At 58.6% G+C, this 16,336-nt stretch carries 14 protein-coding genes and 1 pseudogene; 14 read left to right on the top strand and 1 reads right to left on the bottom strand.

Annotated elements, in window-relative coordinates; all coding sequences use genetic code 11:
• The first annotated feature begins 26 nt into the window (after positions 1 to 26).
• The 7 genes from hydF to VB144_05590 all read left to right on the top strand — a co-directional run bounded on the left by hydF (position 27) and on the right by VB144_05590 (position 7,637).
• Complete coding sequence (gene hydF, locus VB144_05620; GenBank protein ID MEA4883122.1) at positions 27 to 1,289, top strand: [FeFe] hydrogenase H-cluster maturation GTPase HydF; 1,263 nt, start codon at positions 27 to 29, stop codon at positions 1,287 to 1,289.
• 270 nt (positions 1,290 to 1,559) lie between these two features.
• Positions 1,560 to 2,165: an RNA polymerase sigma factor gene (locus VB144_05615; GenBank protein MEA4883121.1), complete on the top strand. Its 606-nt coding sequence runs from the start codon at positions 1,560 to 1,562 to the stop codon at positions 2,163 to 2,165.
• Positions 2,132 to 2,995: a hypothetical protein gene (locus tag VB144_05610; GenBank protein ID MEA4883120.1), complete on the top strand. Its 864-nt coding sequence runs from the start codon at positions 2,132 to 2,134 to the stop codon at positions 2,993 to 2,995. The genes VB144_05615 and VB144_05610 overlap by 34 nt, the downstream gene beginning before the upstream one ends.
• On the top strand, positions 2,979 to 3,908 hold the full coding sequence (locus tag VB144_05605) for an ATP-binding cassette domain-containing protein (GenBank protein ID MEA4883119.1): 930 nt from the start codon (positions 2,979 to 2,981) through the stop codon (positions 3,906 to 3,908). Before VB144_05610 ends, VB144_05605 begins: the two co-directional genes overlap by 17 nt.
• Before the next feature lie 39 nt (positions 3,909 to 3,947).
• Positions 3,948 to 4,838 carry an ABC transporter ATP-binding protein gene (locus tag VB144_05600; GenBank protein ID MEA4883118.1) on the top strand — a complete coding sequence of 297 codons (891 nt, stop codon included), beginning with the start codon at positions 3,948 to 3,950 and terminating at the stop codon, positions 4,836 to 4,838.
• Between the two features lies 1 nt (position 4,839).
• Positions 4,840 to 7,059 (top strand): hypothetical protein, encoded by a 2,220-nt coding sequence (locus VB144_05595; protein MEA4883117.1) that lies wholly within the window; start codon positions 4,840 to 4,842, stop codon positions 7,057 to 7,059.
• Entirely contained in the window at positions 7,056 to 7,637 is a 582-nt protein-coding gene (locus VB144_05590; protein MEA4883116.1) for a hypothetical protein, read from the top strand. Before VB144_05595 ends, VB144_05590 begins: the two co-directional genes overlap by 4 nt.
• Before the next feature lie 351 nt (positions 7,638 to 7,988).
• Here the strand turns inward: VB144_05590 and VB144_05585 are convergent, their stop codons facing one another.
• On the bottom strand, positions 7,989 to 8,513 hold the full coding sequence (locus VB144_05585; protein MEA4883115.1) for a hypothetical protein: 525 nt from the start codon (positions 8,511 to 8,513) through the stop codon (positions 7,989 to 7,991).
• A gap of 264 nt (positions 8,514 to 8,777) precedes the next feature.
• On the opposite strand from VB144_05585, the pseudogene VB144_05580 reads away from it, so the two are divergent.
• From VB144_05580 to VB144_05550, 7 genes and pseudogenes are all read left to right on the top strand, one after another.
• Positions 8,778 to 8,966 (top strand): annotated as a pseudogene (locus VB144_05580) (tRNA-binding protein).
• A gap of 16 nt (positions 8,967 to 8,982) precedes the next feature.
• A complete protein-coding gene (locus VB144_05575) occupies positions 8,983 to 9,774 on the top strand; it encodes an HAD-IIA family hydrolase (protein MEA4883114.1) in 792 nt (263 codons plus the stop codon).
• A 754-nt stretch (positions 9,775 to 10,528) separates the two neighbouring features.
• The gene (locus tag VB144_05570; GenBank protein MEA4883113.1) at positions 10,529 to 11,389 is read left to right on the top strand and encodes a MurR/RpiR family transcriptional regulator; all 861 of its coding nucleotides are present in this window, start codon (positions 10,529 to 10,531) and stop codon (positions 11,387 to 11,389) included.
• Positions 11,382 to 12,992, top strand: coding sequence for a beta-N-acetylhexosaminidase (nagZ, locus tag VB144_05565; protein MEA4883112.1), 1,611 nt, complete (start codon positions 11,382 to 11,384; stop codon positions 12,990 to 12,992). The genes VB144_05570 and nagZ overlap by 8 nt, the downstream gene beginning before the upstream one ends.
• 115 nt (positions 12,993 to 13,107) lie before the next feature.
• A complete protein-coding gene (locus VB144_05560; protein MEA4883111.1) occupies positions 13,108 to 14,442 on the top strand; it encodes an extracellular solute-binding protein in 1,335 nt (444 codons plus the stop codon).
• 110 nt (positions 14,443 to 14,552) lie between these two features.
• Entirely contained in the window at positions 14,553 to 15,443 is an 891-nt protein-coding gene (locus tag VB144_05555) for a sugar ABC transporter permease (GenBank protein ID MEA4883110.1), read from the top strand.
• 66 nt (positions 15,444 to 15,509) lie between these two features.
• The gene (locus tag VB144_05550) at positions 15,510 to 16,307 is read left to right on the top strand and encodes a carbohydrate ABC transporter permease (protein MEA4883109.1); all 798 of its coding nucleotides are present in this window, start codon (positions 15,510 to 15,512) and stop codon (positions 16,305 to 16,307) included.
• Positions 16,308 to 16,336 lie beyond the last annotated feature (29 nt).

Raw genomic sequence — 16,336 nt, 5'->3', positions numbered from 1 at the left:
GCTTTCAAACACTGAGGAGGCGCGAAATGAGCCCAGCGAGCTTTGATGCGACCCCGATGTCGAATCGTATCCATATCGCCGTTCTAGGAAGGATGAACTCGGGCAAGTCCAGCCTGATAAACGCCATATGCGGGCAGGACGTGTCGGTGGTGTCGCCCGTCGCCGGCACCACAACCGACATCGTCTACAAGGCAATGGAGATTCACGGGCTCGGGCCTGTGGTGTTCATCGATACGCCCGGAATCGACGATGAGAGCGTCCTTGCAGACGCGCGCGTGGCCCGGACTCGGAGAGCAATCAACAAGGCAGACATGGCTCTGGTTGTGATAGATGCGACCCAGGGTGCAGGCGGACCCGAGAGCACGCTCTTCTCTCAACTTGACCAGAGACATGTCCCGTATGCAATAGTGGTCAACAAGACCGATATGGTTCAAGTCTCGTCCGATGGCCGCGAGTTTCACGCGGATGCCCATGACTTGCCGGGCGCCCCGCGCGTACCTGTCAGCGCGATGACTCGAGAAGGGTTGGGGCAACTCATCGAAGCCATCCGGGCCGTGGCTTCGCGGACGCAGGGGACGCAGGAGCTGGACGGACCGCCCATCGTGGGCGATCTTCTGACCCCAGGTGACACGGTTGTGCTTGTGATCCCGGAAGATGTGCAGGCGCCCAGGGGACGGTTGATACTGCCCCAGGTCCAGACCATACGCGACATCCTCGATCACAATGCCGTCGCGATGGCGACGCGAGTGGCCCAGCTCGAGAAGGTGTTTGCTGCCCCCGCCTTCCGGCCCCGACTGGTCATCACCGACTCCCAGGCGTTTCGCGAAGTCGATGCCCTCGTGCCTGGTTCGGTTGACCTCACGTCGTTTTCGATCCTCTTCGCCCGGCACAAGGGCGACCTCGGGCTGCTTGCCAGGGGCGCGCATGCCATCGAGTCTCTCGAGCCGGGAGACAATGTCCTCATTGTTGAAGCGTGTACACATCACCCGGTTGACGACGATATAGGCGCCGTGAAGATCCCACGACTGCTCAAACGGAAAGCCGGCGGAGAGCTTTCGTTCGAGTGGCGCCGCGGGGTGGACTTTCCCGCTGATCTGGCCCGGTTCAAGCTGGCCGTGCACTGCGGCGGGTGCATGCTGAACAGGCGCGAGATGGTGTCGCGCCTCGACGGGCTGGAGGATGCGGGAGTGCCCGTTACGAACTACGGGATGACTATCGCAGCCTGCCTGGGCATCCTGCCCAGGGCGCTTGCGCCGCTGGGCCTTAGCGCGGAGTCGGCGGACTGGTGAGTTCCCTGCCCGGCGGGCGTCAACCACCGCCTGGGGCAGTTGCGTAGGAGGTGCAGATGCTCAAATGGGGCAGTAACAGAGCCGCTCTGTGGGAGCTGGATTTTCGGCTAGAGCGAGTCGATCGGGCATGCTTCATCAGGCTCGACGTTCGTAGTGGCAACGATCCTCGGGATTACGCTTGGCCTCAGTTTCTGCATCACCAACTGAACCTTTGTACTGGCTGCATCGTAGTAGATACGGGCACGGCTGCGAGAAGGGGGAGGTGGGCTCTTGAACGAGGTCTCGCTCTCTGATGAGCGGCTGGCGCTGCAGTGCCAGCATGGAAACGAGGCTGCGTTCGAGGTGCTCGTTCACAGATACCACGGCCCGCTGCTTGGTTACCTGTACAGAATGTGCCGTGACGTCGATCTGGCTGAAGAGGCTGCTCAGGAGTGTTTCGCTCGGTTCTGCGCGACAATCGACAGGTACAGATACCCGGGGCCGGTGAGGCCGTATCTTTTCACGATAGCCTGCAATTGCCTCAAGGACTACCTAAAATCGGCGTATGCCCGGCGTGTCAGGTTGTATGGCGATGTTGGCGAATCGGAGGCGAGGCCGAGTGGGCCAAGTGACAACGACGCGCACGATGAAGCCGTGAGTCGCCTGGAGCGGCGGGAGGTTGTCGAGGCTCTGGCTCAACTGCCTTTCATCTATCGTGAGGCACTGGTGCTCAGGTTCTATCAGGACCTTTCGATTCCGGAGGTCGCGAAGGCTCTGGGTGTTCCGGAGGGCACAGTGAAGAGCCGGCTTCATGGTGCGGTGAACAAGCTCAAACGGATCATGGAGGACAAGGGGGCTGGAGAATGCGCGGGCGATGCACTGACGACAAGAAGATAGATGTGATCCTTGCTGAACTGGACTTGGGCGACGATGATGGGGCTCGTGCGGTTCTGCATGCCATTGCGTCGTATCCTGCTCCTGTGCCCACTGTGGAGCAGTCGAAGGCGTTGGCCCAAGCGGCGCGGGGGGCCAAGGAGGCCAGAGCGGCCACAGCAGCGCAGACGGCCCAGTCGGTCGTTGCAGTCGCGCCGGCGCGGAGAGTGTCAATGGGCATCATCATGGGCCAGTTGCACATAATCGGGCCCAGAGGCCTGGTGTTGGGAGTGGCGCTGTTTGCGGCGGCTTTCCTAGCTGCGTGTGTGGCCAGTGGAGGTCTGCTGGCAGCTTCGGCGGCAGTTCCCATTTGTGCAGGCCTTTTCCTGGTGTATGCGCTGAGGGCGGGATACTACGGGGTGAGCGAGATAGAGGGTGTGTGCCCGGTGGGGCCTGCTCAGCTGGCTCTTGCGAGGGTGCTGATCGCTAGTGCGGTGGATACAGGTGTGGGCCTTGTAGCTGCAGCTGCAGTGTCGATCATTGGAGGCCAGCCATTCGGGTTGGTGCTGTTGTCGTGGCTGGGTCCGGCAGTGCTGCTTACAGGGGTCGCGCTCTACGCGTCGCTGGAATGGGGGCCAGCAACTGCTGTGGCAGTGATGTCGGCCATTGGCGCCCTTGGCCTGCTTCCCACGGGGCTGCACGGAGGCGTCAGCCCTTTTGCGCCTGTTGGAGCCCAGGAATGGCTTGAGTGGAAACTGACGTACGTAGCCTGCGGATTGGTGCTGATAGGGATAACCCTGCTTCGGTTGAAGCGCCTGGAGGAAGGGGGTTGGCCTGGTGCAGCAGGTTCTTGAGGTCTCAGGCCTGTGGTCGCGGGCAGATGCATGGGCGAGCCGCGGTCGTTGGGTGCTTCAGAACGTGGATGCCAGGTTATCGAGGGGCATAACAGCAATTGTGGGCCCGAATGGCTCGGGAAAAACCGCCCTCATCAGGCGCCTCGCAACGTCGCAGTCGCCAGCCCGGGGATGTGTGGTATTTGAGGGCCGCCGAGTTGATCGAGGTGGAGCAAGCCCTGTGGATCTCAGATGGTACCGATCGATGCTGGGATACATGCCTCAGAGTTTTGGCGTGTACCCTAATCTCAGTTCGACGCAGTTTGTGCAGTACATCGGAGAACTGAAGTGCATGGCGGGGAACGAACTCAACGAGGCTGCCCGGACCTCCCTCATCGACTGTGGGCTGGACCCTGACACTACCGCGCCGTTGTGGCGCAGATCAGAGGGTGAGAGGCGCCGAACAGTGCTTGCGGCGGCTGTGTTGGGCAAGCCTCGGGTTTTGTTGCTGGACGAGCCCATGACATCGTGTGACCCTGTTGAACGCGCTCGCATCAGGAACATGCTGCGCAACAGGCAGTTGAATGCCACATGCGTGATATCAGCGTCAGCCATTTCCGATGTGGACAGTCTGTGTGACAGCCTGCTGGTGTTGGATAGCGGCAGGGTCACGTTCGCCGGACGCCCTGAGGACCTGGTGGATCTGGCTCGAGGTTCAGTTTACACAAAAGAGTTGTGTGACAGCGCCCTGCATGCACTTAACCGGGCTGAGCTGGTGGTGACTAGCTCTGCGAGGCAGTATGGAGGGGGTGCGATCGTTCGCGCTCTTGCTGCCGATGCACAGAACCTTCCTGGCGGCTGTGATGGGTGGCGCGGTGTGGAACCTAGCCTTGAGGAAGCGTACCTCTGGCTTCGAACGTTCGATGCCGGATGATCGTATAGGTGTTGAGCGATTCGGTAGGGGGTGCGATCAGTGCACATAGAGGTCTCGAAACTCACGAAGGTGTATAGGCCGAATGTGACGGCGCTGTCGGACGTGGACCTGACAATCGGCGCTGGCATGTTCGGCCTTCTCGGTCCTAATGGGGCCGGCAAGACCACTCTGATGAGAATCCTCGCCGCGCTGCATGATCCCACATCAGGGTCGGTGACTGTGGATGGCGTGCAACTTGCCCGGAACAAGGAGGCGGTCAGGCGTAAGCTGGGTTACCTGCCACAGAACTTCGGGCTGTATCCGAGGCTTACGGCGTGGGAGACTCTCGGCTACATAGGCTCTTTGAAGGGCCTCTTCAATGGGGCAGACCGGCGCAGGCGCATACAGCAGGTGTTGGAGATAGTGAATTTGTGGGGGGACCGCAGGCGGCGTGTGCGGGAGTTCTCTGGTGGAATGCTGCAGAGGCTCGGAATAGCCCAGGCCCTGCTGGGGGATCCCAGCCTGCTGATTGTTGATGAACCTACAGCAGGGCTAGACCCTGAGGAACGGATTAGGTTCCGCAACTTGTTGTCAATGATGAGCGGCGACAGAGTGGTCTTACTATCCACTCACATCGTCGCCGACGTGGAATCCACATGCTCCAATATGGCAGTGATACGGAAGGGAAGGATAGTGTTCCGCGGCTCCCCTGCGCAGCTTATCACGGAAGCAAGGGGAAAGGTGTGGGAGGTGCGGTGCCGCCGCGATGCGTTCGAGCGATTGTCGGCGGGATCAAATATCACGGTAGTGGGCGCGCGGAATTCAGGCGACATGGTGGAAGCGCGGGTGGTTTCGGCTGCCGCGCCTGTCCTCGGGGATGGGGCGTCGACCTCGCCGGCCGCTGAGCCAACCCTTGAAGATGCCTACATTGCGCTGATGGAGGCGATGTGATGTGAGGAGCATCAGGAGCATCGCCCGGTATCAGCTGGTTCTGATCGCTCGTTCTCCGCTGTTCGTTGTTGCAGTGCTGGCGCTACTGGTGATCCTGACCGTTGGCGCAGTAAACCGCGCCGATGGATTTCCGGCTGCGCCGGTGGAAACCACGGTGGCATCGGCGGCCTCAATGAATGAGATGGCTCTGCTCGTGTTCACTTTGCTGGCAGCGTGGGCTGGTACGATGGCCAGGTCGGGGCGTGCGTCTGAGATGACCGACACCTACTGGCACACCAACACTGAGATCGCAATAGGCCAAGCACTTGGGCTTTTCCTGGCCTTCGCTGCAGTTCAGGCTGTGTCAGTAGTGTGGGGAACGGGGCTGGTTTGGGCTGCTTACGGCAGAATGCCGGTGAACATTGCGGCGGCTGTAAGTTTCTGGTTTGTTCAGTTGCTGCCTGGTGCGGTCATGACTGCAGGGTTGGGCTACGCGGTGGGGTACTTAATAGGTTCGCCAGTGGTGGCTTACCCAGTGGCTGCAGGGTTGTGGTTTGCCGTGGTCATGGGCAGCAGGCAGGCTTCCTGGAGGCCGACAACCAGGTGGCTTGCGGTGCTCGACATGGGGTCTGCGCACGACTTTGACCGTGGACTGACAGCCGTGGCCATGGTGGCATTGGGCCTGCTCGGGGCGGGCGCCGCGGCGGGCTTGGTCAAGAGGGGCCGCGAGGCGGCGGCGGGGCGTCGCCTGATGTCGGCGGCGGCAGTGGCAGTGACGGTGGCTGCCTTCGGGCTAGCTCTGGGGGCTAGCTGGGTTCGCTGGTCACCGCGCCTCGAAGCGTCGCGCAATTCCGTGAGCATGGCGCCAGAGGAAACCAGGGCACTGGCAGGGCTTTCAGCGCTTGAGCTGGGACTTCGCCCGGCGACAGATGTGCGCTCCTACGACATGGAGGTGCGCCTGCACCCGTCTCAGGGTGTGTTTCAGAATACCGTGGTCATGGACGTGATCAACTCGGGTGTTGCGCCGTTGAGTACGCTTTCGTTCACATTGAGGGGCGAATTCGCAGTTGAAGGCTGCCAGGTCAGGCAGGGGAGTTGGAACGCCGCTCGCTGCGACCGACGCGCCAGCCTGCTGAGTGTGCAGTTGGACACTCCGCTTGCGCCCGGACAGAGCTGCGCTGTTCGCATATCCTACCGCGGTCCTGTGCAGGACTGGACTCTTGGCAAGTTCCTGTGGCTCAACACTGAACTCAACGGCATCGTCAGGCCGGATAGGGCATGGCTCCCTGCAGGACTGGCCTGGTACCCCGTTGCTGGAGCCCGACATACACGATACGTCGCCGTAGCCAACGGAGAGATGGGGGTGACTGACCTGCGAACCGAGGGCGCTGCCCTCAAGGCGGCATGGGTTGAGAACTCTCATCCCTCGGCCTGCATGCATGTGAGGGTGCATACAGGCATGCCCCCTGGAACCCGGGTGGACATGGGCATACCAGGCACGTTGATATCAGGCGAGGGTGAGAACCCTGTGTACGAGTTCAGATCGGACTGGGCTAGGGATCTTTACCTGACTGTTGGCGCCGCACGCCAGGGCGGGGTTGAGCTCCCCGACATTGCCCGCACGTATCTAGATCGTAGGTGGGATTTCTACGAGGCATTGGCGCAATCAGGCAGTGAGATAGTTCCGGCCAATCCACCCACGCCCAGGCTGGGAAGTCTCCCCTCGAGCCCACTCTTGGCCCCTTCCGGGGCAATGGTAGTGAATGCCAGGGTGGTGCAGCGCCTGGCGCGAGGCGATTCAGGACATCAAGGCGCGAATGAAATGCTGCCCTACGATAGGAATGTGGTGGAAAACGCTGTGTTGGGCGCGTGGTGGCCAGAAGGCGGAACACGGTGGGACACCATCGTGCACCCTGCGTCGGAAGGTGAGATGAACGTTATCAACGGGGTGCTTCGCTATGCTCTGGTGCTCTTCATGGAGCACAATGGGGAGCACGATGCTGCTCAGCGCATGTTGGAGAAAGCGGAGCAGGAATACTGGCCCGGCGTTATGCATAGTGGCTCCTTGTGGGCTCACGCAGAGTTGATGCTGGAACAGGCGAGGAAGGATTACGGGCTGGAAACCGTGAGACGGGTGTACTCATTGCTCAGGGCGGGGCAAGCTGGTCGCGACGGCATTGTGACTGTGGCTGATCTTGAGGCGACCATTGCCAGGGCGGCACAGGAGGCAGCAGCGAAGTGATCAGGGTGATGGTGGAGCTCAAATACGGTGGCAAGCTCATGGCCTCGTGGGTGCATCTGCTGGCGCCAATTGTGCTGGCGCTTGCCCTGGCAGAGGCGGTTCCAGGCGGCGGCCCGACCGACGCGAGCATGGACATGGGCGCTGATGCGGGCAGGTGGGTGCTGCTGTGCATGAGAATGGCGGAGGTATACTTGCCCGTGCTGGCGCCTGTGTTTGCGGCCTCGGTGTTGGCTCCGGAGCAGTTGCATGGGTGGGGCGAATTGGCGGCGACCTGGCCCGGGTCGCTGCGACGCACTGTGGCGGGCAGGCTTGTCGCCATTATTGTGGCACTGGCAGTGCCGACTGCCGCCACGATTGCCTGGGCGGTCAGGACGACAGGCGGCGAGCTGACTGCATGGGAGTTGGTCAAGGCCGTAGCGCCCACCATGTGGGCGTTGATTGGCGCTACGGTCCTGGGAGCCGTGATTGGCGGTGTGGCAGCGGGATTCGGCGCGGGGTTCGGCTGGTGGGCGCTTGATCGACTGACAGGAGGGACGGTAACCCGACAACTCTATCTCTTCGGCGCCACGTGGTGCTGAAGGCTGCCAACAGGGCCCGTGTGGCTCACTCCCGGCGTGCAGAAGCTGTTCCTGTTCGTGGTTGGCAGCCTCATGCTCTGGCTCGCCTGGATAGCAGCAGGGAGGCCAGGAGCATGGCAGGGCAGAAATGGGTGGTGACCGACGACGGAATGGAGCGTCGGCGGTTATCGTGTATGGTTCTCTTGCGGAAGGTTGTTTTCATGATAGATCGGATATCGACATTCTAGTAGAGGGATTCCAGGGGCCATACTGGGACATGTATATCAGGGCGGATGATATAGCAGCGCCGTGCGCGCTCAGTGTCGTGTGTTCTCAGCACGCCTCCGCCAGGTGCGGCAATGAGGTTGGGCCTCAGCCTCGCTCCGTGCCCGGTGCGATCTCAAGGCGCTTCATGCGCCAGATGGTAAGCAACACCATTGCCGCAACCTCGATCACCAGTGCTGCAGGAAGAACCCATCCGTTGACCTCAGTTCCTTCTCCAACGATCGCTGTTGCCCCAGAACTTGGCACAGTGCCTGCCCCAGGCGTCATTTTAGCCGAAGTCCCGGTCCCCAGTGCTTGGCTCGCCACATTGATCAGGCTATATGCCACGAGCGACTTGCTGCGCTGAAACGATGCTGCGATGGGCTCGAGATAGCTTACGACAAGGGTGGTTAACCCGACCGCGAGCGGCTTTGTGAACACAGCGCCTGCAAAAGTGACAAGTACAACTCTGGTCGCGAAATAGGCGGCGAGCAGACTCGCACACCTTGCGGCTGAGGCGATGCTGGGATTGCCTTCCGGGAAAAGCACGACTGAGTAGTAGTAGTTCAGCATTGTGATAACGAAGACGATTCCCGACACCGTCGCTATGTAGTGCGCAAGCTTCGCCGCCACTACACCCGCTAGGCCCGCGTTTGCCCCTCGTGGCCCCCTGCATAAGTGCAGGGGGCTTTGCTGTATGAAGGTATCAATTGCATGCTCATGCTGGGCAACTTCCAATACGTTTGGGGCGTTGGCAAGGAGTCCGGCTGCAACGCGACTTGCCCTGCACGTGTGCGTGATGGTGTGTCACTACTCATGGCGAGAGGTAGAACGACGGCTCATGGGTTGATCTGTGGTATCATGTGCTCAAACGGTTGGCCCTGAGAAGGAAAGCGCCAGATTACGCGGCGTTATGCTCCGGATACCCTCGTAGGCAGGCAGGTAATTGCAGTTGTGAACATGCCGCCTCGTCGGATCGCGGGGTTCGCATCAGAGGTGCTGGTAATGGGCGGACTACTCGGGCAGGGCGATGTGGTGCTACTGTCCGTCGATGAACCTGTAGCCGATGGCACTCAGATAGGATAGCTAAGGAGCGTGCAAGTTGAACCAGATCGGCGTGCTAATCGATATGGATGGAGTCATCTACCGGGCCTCTGAACCCATACCAGGAGCTGTGCGCTTCATCAACTTCCTCGAGCAGCAGTGTGTGCCCTTCCTTTTTGTGACGAATAATTCCGCCAGGTCCGCCCATGAATACAGTCACAAGCTGCATGACATGGAGATAAAGGCGCCGCCGGCATCGATACTCACCGCCGGTCAGGTGGCTGTGGATTTCCTCACCAAGCATTATGACGGCGGCAGGATTCTGTGTATTGGAGAACCTTCGATGGAACAGGGTCTGTTGAACGCCGGTTTCCAGCTCGTCACTGATGAACGCCCCGATTGCGTGCTCATGGCTGAGATGCGGAGCCTATCATATGACCTATTGTGCGTTGCTGCCAGGCATGTGAGCGAGGGGGCTAGATTCGTGGCCACTAATCCGGATCTGATTATCCCGTGTGAGCATGGTTTCATACTCGGGTGCGGAGCTATGACTCGTGTGCTTGAGTGTTCCACTGGCAGATCTGCACGTTTCCTCGGCAAGCCGCATCCTGAGATACTAGAGTGTGCAACCGGAATCCTTGGCCTGCACCATGATGAGCTTGTCATGATCGGCGATAGCCTGAATACCGACATAGAATTGGCGGTCAGGAATGGATTGAGATCGGTTCTTGTGATGTCGGGCGCCACCGATAGGCAGGGCCTTGAGTCGTCCTGCATCCGCCCTACACGGGTTGTGGGAAGCGTTGAGGATCTTGCAGATATCAGTCCATTTGACTGGTTCTCGTCGTAGATGGATTGAGGGGACTGGCGACTTCCTGCTGCGGCTACCTTTTCTGGCCGAGCAGAGCGCTTAGGAGAACAGGGCCCGGTTGTTCAGCTTGAGCGGCTTCGCTTCTAGCGCGGCAAACAACGCAGTGGGCACTCTAGCCGCAGGCCACCTGCCCGGCATGGAGCCGCTGAGAAGGATGGATCGTTATCTCTAATACAGGTACACTCTTTTCGCCGCTGCGTTCATGTCGATTGCCGCCGCCCTGCCCATCTGGCTCATGCGACCGGCTTCAGAGCAATCTAGGGGTGGAAACCATTACTGCGCTGAGAGTTGGCATCGCGTTTCCCAGCATCGTAATGGCCGTGACCGGCAACGCGCTTGTGGCCGGTATGTCAGATTGGCTGGTTAGGGCGGTGTTTGCAGCCGAGTCATCGCTATCATTCGCGCATGCCATGAGAACTCCCACGCCGGAGGCAAGGGCTTCAACAGCGGCGGTGCTGCATGTATCACAGGTGATTGGGAACTCCATCGCCGCGTCGCTCGGCGGTGCGTTCCTGGCCAGGGTGACTACGCCTCGCCTTTCTGGGCTGGCGCAGGGGCAATGTGGTCTGCGCTTTCCTGACAGCTTTCCTGTTTGGAAGGCATCCCGATCGACTCCGTCACAGAATCCAATAAGAGATTATTCCGCGGGCCACGAATTGCGGAAGGAATTCTGCCACACATGTTGAATGTGTAGGGCGAAATCACGCTATTGTGTCAAACGAGGTGTAGTGGAGTGTCGCACTACTGTTTGCCGCTTATCAGTGGGAAACTGCCCTCACTGCGACCATCGGAGCAGAAGGTCGCCGAGTTCATCATGGGCAACCCCCACGATGTAGTAGACATGTCGTCTATGCAGCTTGGAACGGCTGCGGGTGTGAGCGAATCTACTGTGGTTAAGTGCAGCCAGAGGCTTGGGTTTGATGGATTTGTCCAGCTAAAACTGGCATTAGCGCGGGATCTAGTCGCTGCTCCGCCCACTGCCTTTGGTGAGGTTGAACCCGAGGATGAGGCTGACGTAGTCATGAATAAGGTGTTCCATGCAAACTCAATGGCGCTTTCGGATACAGCGAAAGTACTCGATCCCGAGCAGCTGGAGAGGGCTGCGGCTTTGGTAGCAGGGGCTACATCAACCACGTTCTTTGGCATGGGCGCCTCGGGAATAGTTGCACTGGATGCGAAGCAGAAGTTCATGAGAATCGGCGTTGCGGCTGAATGCGAGCTTGACCCGCACATGCAGTTGACCCGGGTTTCTTTGCTGGGGCCGAAGGACGTTGTAGTGATAGTGTCGCATTCTGGAGAGACTGCGGATGCTCTGGAAGTGCTGCGCCTGGCCCAGGATGTGGGTGCATCAACGATATGTATCACCAATCATCCGCATTCGTCCGTGGCTGAGCATGCAGGAATCGTCCTTCTAACCTCTGCGGCAGAGGGCAGCATGAGGGGCGGAGCTCTGGCCTCCAGGATAGCCCAGCTATCTGTGGTCGACTGCCTGTTTGTGTTGGTGGCAATGAGCCGGTACGAGGATGCCATGACGTGCCTGATCAAGACCAAGCAGGCGGTGTCGAGCAAAAAGGGAGGTCGTGGCCGTGGTTGAGTCGCTGCTGAACTCCATGACGCTCGAAGAGAAGATTGGGCAGATGGTCATGGTTGGCTTTGACGGTCAATCCCTCACCCCAGAGCTGGAGAATCACCTGAGCCAGAACTCAGTGGGCAATGTGATCTTCTTCAGCCGAAACATCGTAGATAATGCGCAGGTGTGGGCGTTCACCCGCGACCTACAACAAGTGGCTGCCCGCAGGCGCGTTCCAATCGGGTTCATCACTGCCATAGACCAAGAAGGCGGCGTAGTGGCGCGGTTACTCGATGGCGTGAGTGTGTTCCCAGGCAACATGGCGCTAGGCGCCATCGGCTCTCCCAACTACGCACGAAGGGCCGCTGAGGTCATGGCGCAGGAGATGCTCGGTCTTGGTCTGAACATGAACCTGGCTCCTGTGCTAGATGTGAACAACAACCCCGACAACCCCGGGATAGGGGCCCGGTCGTATGGCGAGGATGCCGAGCTCGTAGCCAAACTAGGAACAGCTGCAATTGAAGGCAGCCAGTCGGTGGGCGTGATAGCCACGGCGAAACACTTCCCTGGCAAGGGCGACGTAACAATCGACTCCCACATCGACCTTCCCCATGTTCCACACGGTCGCGAAAGGCTGAACAGCGTAGAACTCGTTCCTTTCAAGGCTGCCATCGCAGCAGGCGTAGGGGCCATCATGACTGCCCATGTCACTTTCCCCTCCATCGAACCTGAACCTCTGCTTCCTGCAACCATGTCACGTAACGTGCTCACAGGGCTTCTCAGGAACGAACTCCACTTCGATGGCATTACTATCACTGATGACCTCTTCATGGGCGCCATATCTAGGGAATATGGGCTAGCTGAAGCAGCCATCAGGGCCATAGTCGCAGGAGCCGATATTGCTCTGATGTGCCATAAGCCTGATGAGCAGGCATTTGCGATCAGAGCCGCTGTAGAAGCTGCTCGCTCGGGCCGGATTCCGCGAGAGAGAATCGATTCTTCAGTCAGGCGTGTACTTGCCGCGAAGGCGCGTTTTGGCATACTCGAACCCCGAGTCAGCGACGTCGGGCGCAGTGGGGTGGGGTCGCCCGCTAATCGTGCACTCGCTCTTGAGATAGCCCGCAGGGCAGTGACTGTTGTTCAGAACAACTACGGGATCATCCCATACGATGCTGAGCGCGGTCGAAACGTGCTGGTTGTAACTCCTGATGTCAAGAACCTCACTATGGTTGAGGACACGGGGTCACACGGCTCTGGGTTGGCGAAAGCGGTAAGAGCGGTAATCCCCGAGGCCAGCGACATTTGCGTATCCCAGTCTCCCTCGGCTGAAGAAATCGGGAAGGTGGCTGCAGGCGCAGCCGGGCGCGACCTTGTGATAGTCGGAACCTACAATAGCCACCTGTATCCTCAGCAGGCCGCGTTGGTGCGTCGGCTGGCCGAGGTAGGAGTGCCTGTAGTTGTTGTGGGGATGCGCAATCCCTACGATGTGAAGGACTTCGCGGATGTGGGCACTTACATAGCTGCGTACGGTTTCAGAGACTGCAGCATGCAAGCGGCTATTGAGGTTGTATTCGGATCCCTCACGCCATCGGGCGTACTCCCGGTCACTGTTCCGGGTTTGCACTAGCTTACAGGGCATGAGATGAAAGGAGGGACGTGTTGCGGGCGGGAATCTGGGTCACGGAATCTGTGGGATGCACTGATACTGATTACCAGGAGATCAAGATTGGGAGGTACTGACTTTGAGTAAGTTGCAGCGCTTGTCCGTTCTAGCTCTACTGGTGGTGCTGATGGCAGCCACTCTGACCGTACCTGTTCTGGCTAAGAAGGACGTCATTCGTTTGTGGACTTATCCCGTCCACAAGCAGTATGACCAGGAACTAGCAGGAATTTTGGCCAAATTCCATGCACAGAACCCCGGCGTAGAAGTGCAGGTAGAGATGCTTTCCTGGGCCGAGGGCCCGCAGAAGTTCGAGGTCGCGCTGAATGCCGGCGATCCGCCAGATGTTTACTGGTGGAAACTTGATGCGAAGTATCCCAAGACCGGCCTAATGGTGCCCCTGGACGGGTATCTCTCCGCCGCAGAGCGCGCCGACTTGCTGGATATCGGCCTGAATGGCTACACCCTCGATGGCAAGCTCTGGGGCATTCCACTCTACGTGTTCATCTACACTCTGGGAGGCAACCGTGAGCTGCTCGAGCAGTCCAAGATCGATTGGCGCAAGATCCAGTGCGATGGCTGGACCTGGGATGAGTTCCTTGATGTCGCCAAGAAGCTTACCCGCAAGCTGCCTGACGGCCGCACTCAGTACGCATTCGTGATGCCAGGCTACAACAGTGAATTCCTTGAGATGCTCATGCTGAATAACGGAGCCACTGATTTGGTTCTAGCCAACGGCAAGCTCGCCTGGAGCCAGGCGAACATAGCCGAAGCCTTCAAGCTCATCCGCAAGCTTATGGACGATGGCCTGATGCCCAAGGAGTGTTCGGGCATGAGCGCCGGCAGGAGATGGGAGCTGTTCAACACCTGGGATACCGCGATATTCGGCCGTGGAATCCCGTATTTCGAGGTCATGTCGATTCAGAGGCGGAAGGACATCGCTGTTGGCGCCGTCTCGGGCAAGCCCATCGACTACGTGTCGCTGCCCTTCCCGTACAGAGCTGGTCAGTCGCCGCGCACCTACGGCGGTTCTGAGGGATACTGCCTGTTCAAGCAGAAGAAGCATCAGGGCGAAGAGCATACCGCTAACGCCGCCAAGCTGCTCAAGTTCCTGACGGGCCCTGAGGCTGGCGCGGGCGCCTGCGAGCTTGCATATCCGCCTGTTTCGTCTAAGGGTAGGGAGATGTTCAAGGCCAACTTGGCGTCTTTGAACCCTGATAACGTGTCATTCACCGATAGCCAGACGAGGCTGATCAACTGGCGCAAGCCACTGCCTCTGGATCTTGCGGCCAAGGAGTCGCGCATAATCAGCGAGGCAGTACTACCCATCTTTCAGGCAGTCATGGCGTATGAGATGAGTCCAGAAGACGCAGCAGCTGCTCTGATTCAGCGCGCTGAGCGCGTGTTGTCAAGGTAGCTCACATCACGAGCTACCCTAATCGAAGGGGCCGCCCCAGCGGCGGCCCCTTCAGCGCCAGCAAAAGGCGCTAGCCAGGGGCATCTGCATGCGAGGAGGGCCGTTATACCGTGAAACCCGTCACTTTGAAGAGATTCTTGGATGAGTTCAAGTGGTGTTACTTCTTCATTGCCGCGCCAGTGCTGCTGTTCCTAGCCTTCACGTTGTACCCAATAGTCAGCGCGTTCATCATGAGCTTCCAGGACTACAGCCCTCTTGCCTCCACATGGGTAGGAGTCTCGAACTACAGGTTCGCCCTCACAGATCCCGTGTTCTGGCGGTCCATGAAGGTTACGCTGATCTACACTCTGGGCACGGTGCCTGTGGATCTTGCTATCAGCCTGATACTGGCTTACCTTGTGTTTCAGCTGCGAACCAAATCGCAAACTTTCTTCAAGGCCGCGCTGTACCTGCCGGCGGTGACGTCAGGGGTTACTCTTTCGCTGGTGTGGTTATGGATCCTGGATCCCACTCCTGCCGGTTTGCTGAACCGGTTCCTGAAGATCTTCGGGGCAGAGAACGTGGTGTGGCTTGGTTCTAGCAAGACGGCCCTGTTTTCCCTCATGCTCATGAACTACCTGGGAAGCCATGGCCCTTCACTGATCCTGTATCTATCGGCCATGGGAGGCATTCCGAAGTCCCTTTATGAGGCGGCTGATGTTGATGCTGCAAGCAACTGGTCTAAGCTGCGCAACATCACCTGGCCACTGTTGAAACCCACAACACTATACTTGTTGGTTACTGGAGTTATCAACTCATTTCAGGTCTTTATGAACGTCTACTTGATGACGCAAGGAGGGCCCAACTTTGCCACGACAACCATAGCCTACCTGATCTATCAGAACGCATTCAGATACTTCGATTTCGGGCTTGCTTCGGCCATGTCGTTCCTGCTGGCCGTAGTTATCGTTGTGGTATCAGCCCTGCAGTTCAAGTATCTCTCCACAGATGTGGAGTACTAGGGACGAAGGAGGTATGGGGTCGTGAAAGCGCAAAACAACCGCCGAGAAACAATCAGGCTGGCAATTATGTATTCAGTGTTGATCTTGTGGGTCGCGTTTACCATCATCCCGCTGTACTGGATGCTGGTGACGTCGGTAACCAATGCGCAGGATTCGGCTTCGATGAACCCTTCATGGATACCGCTGAAGCCTTCGCTTGCCCCTTACGCCAGGTTCCTGGGCAAGAGCCAAGCTCCGAGGTGGCTTCTGAACAGCGCCATAGTGGCGGGGTTGGTCACACTGGCTAACGTGGTGTTCTCGTCTATGGCAGGGTACGCCTTTGCAAAGCTGCGCTTTCCGGGCAGGGATACGATTTTCTGGATGCTGCTTTCCACAATGATGTTGCCATACCACGTTACTCTGATTCCAACCTACATTCTCGTCATCAACAAGCTAGGAATGGGCAACACCTACACAGCCCTTGTAGTGCCGTTCTTCTGTACGGTAAGCAACACGTTCCTCATGAAGCAGTACATGTCCACTCTTCCTAGCACACTAATTGAGGCCGCCAGAATTGACGCCTGTTCTGAGTTCGGCATCTACAGAAAGATCATACTCCCCATGGCCAAACCGGGCCTTGCAGTCGTGGCCATCTTCACCTTCGTAGCTTTCTGGAACCAGTTCTTCTGGCCATTTCTGGTGACCACATCCGAGTCCATGAGAACGGTGCAGGTGGGTCTGGCGAGTTTCAGGTTCGCCGAGTCTACCGACTTCGGTGCAATGATGGCAGGTGCGGTCATTGCGTCGCTGCCTGTGGTAGTTCTCTTCTTCGCCCTGCAAAAGTATTTCCTGCAGGGTATCACTGTAGGAGCACTCAAGGGTTAGGATCAGTGAATACGCCTTACGGGAAGGTA

This window comes from Clostridia bacterium (assembly GCA_034926675.1).
Lineage (GTDB): Bacteria > Bacillota > DTU025 > DTU025 > DTU025 > JAYFQW01.
The sequence above is the reverse complement of the archived record's forward strand: the minus strand, read 5'-3'. Positions and strand labels throughout refer to the sequence as shown.

Excerpts from the sequence above, each read along its gene's own strand:
- hydF (MEA4883122.1), top strand. The coding sequence starts at position 27 with ATGAGCCCAGCGAGCTTTGATGCGACCCCGATGTCGAATCGTATCCAT.
- VB144_05610 (MEA4883120.1), top strand. The coding sequence starts at position 2,132 with ATGCGCGGGCGATGCACTGACGACAAGAAGATAGATGTGATCCTTGCT.
- VB144_05550 (MEA4883109.1), top strand. The coding sequence starts at position 15,510 with ATGTATTCAGTGTTGATCTTGTGGGTCGCGTTTACCATCATCCCGCTG.